Here is a 1,664-nt window from a genome sequence, read left to right as displayed (position 1 = left end):
CCCCCCGGTGTCAGGGTAGTTGTCGTGTCCTCCGCTTTTTAAAAGTATTCCGGGGGCGGCAAGAGTAAGGTCATGCCTTTCTATTCAGAAGAACGCAAAGCTGCGTTGTTGAAAATGATGCTTCCGCCCCTGAGCCTTTCAGCGTCGGAGGTCGCGCGCCGTGAAGGTTGTAGCGACATGTCTCTTCATTATTGGCGTAAGCAAGCTGCTGCCAGAGGTTCCCAGTTGTCCGAAAACAAGCAGTCGCCTGAAAATTGGTCTGCCGAATCCAAGCTCATGGCAGTCATCGAATCATCAGCTTTGTCGGAGCTGGAGCTGAGTGAGTATTGCCGTCGCAACGGTATTTTCCCTGAGCAAATTGATGGCTGGCGCAAAGCTTTCATTGCCAACAGTACTAATCATTCAGCGCTGAAAAAAGGAATCGCTGGGGAGACCAAGGAGGATAAAAACCGGATTCGGGAACTGGAGCGCGAGCTGCGCCGAAAGGATGCAGCACTGGCTGAAACAGTCGCATTGCTGGTGCTGCGAAAAAAGCTCAATGCCTACTGGGGGAGCGACGACGAGGTCAATTGACCTTGTTGCCAGAACGGCATCTTCTCGTCGACTGGCTCAACGAAGCCATCACGGCGGGCGCCCGCAGGGCGCCTGCGTGTCTAGAAGTCGGTATTTCGCTACGCACGCTACAGCGCTGGAGCCTGCCCGAAGCAATGTTGGCAGATGGGCGCACCACGACGGTGAGGCCAGTGCCGAGTAACGCCCTGAGTGATCTTGAGCGCCAAGCTATCCTGGTCTTGTGCAACAGCAAGGCCTACGCACATCTGCCACCGAGCCAGATCGTGCCACGGCTCGCTGACGAGGGACGTTACATGGCATCGGAGGCAACCTTTTACCGAGTGCTGCATGCGGCAGATCAGCAGCATCATCGTTCCCGCGCCAAACGCCCGCATCGCCATGAAGCACCCACCACTTACGCGGCGACAGCCGCCAATCAGGTGTGGTCTTGGGATATTACGTACCTGCCGTCGCCGGTTCGTGGGAAGTTTTACTACCTCTATTTGATCGAGGATATCTACAGCCGAAAGGCCGTGGGCTGGGAAGTTTACGAGGCAGAAAGCGGTGAAAAAGCAGCTGTCCTACTGCAACGAAGTGTCACTCGAGAGAAGTGCTGGCGTCAGCCGCTGGTGCTTCACTCGGACAATGGCGCACCGATGAAATCGGTGACGTTACTGACCAAGATGTACGACCTGGGTATCACGCCATCGAGAGGAAGACCTCGGGTAAGCAACGACAATCCTTACTCGGAGTCGCTGTTTAGAACGCTGAAGTACTGCCCGCAGTGGCCGCAGGATGGATTTAGCAGCCTGGATGACGCGCGTATCTGGGTGAGGAATTTTATGGCCTGGTACAACACCGAGCATCGTCATAGCCGAATCCGCTTCGTGACACCCGCCCAGCGCCACGAGGGAAATGACCGGGAAATCTTGGCCCGGAGGGCGGCAATCTATGGGCAAGCGAGAGAAAAAAGGCCTGAAAGATGGTCAGGTGAGACACGCAACTGGAACCCTATCGGGACGGTGTATCTCAACCCCGAAAGGGAGCTGACAGTTGTCGTGAAGGTCGCCTAGCAAGACGGGCGACACGACAACTACCTTGAAAAACGCCGT

1 protein-coding gene is annotated in these 1,664 nt (G+C 55.9%); it reads left to right on the top strand.

Annotated features, from left to right (window positions below):
* The first annotated feature begins 72 nt into the window (after positions 1-72).
* Positions 73-1,625 (top strand): IS3 family transposase gene (locus CKW24_RS27620; protein WP_218274112.1). Its coding sequence is split into 2 segments (ribosomal slippage): positions 73-535 and positions 535-1,625, totalling 1,554 coding nucleotides; the frame shifts between segments, so codons are not numbered across the junction.
* The last annotated feature ends 39 nt before the right edge of the window (positions 1,626-1,664 follow it).

Origin of the sequence: Pseudomonas sp. Irchel 3H3 (assembly GCF_900187635.1) — a bacterium.
Lineage (GTDB): Bacteria > Pseudomonadota > Gammaproteobacteria > Pseudomonadales > Pseudomonadaceae > Aquipseudomonas.
This window is presented reverse-complemented; position numbering and strand designations above follow the sequence as displayed.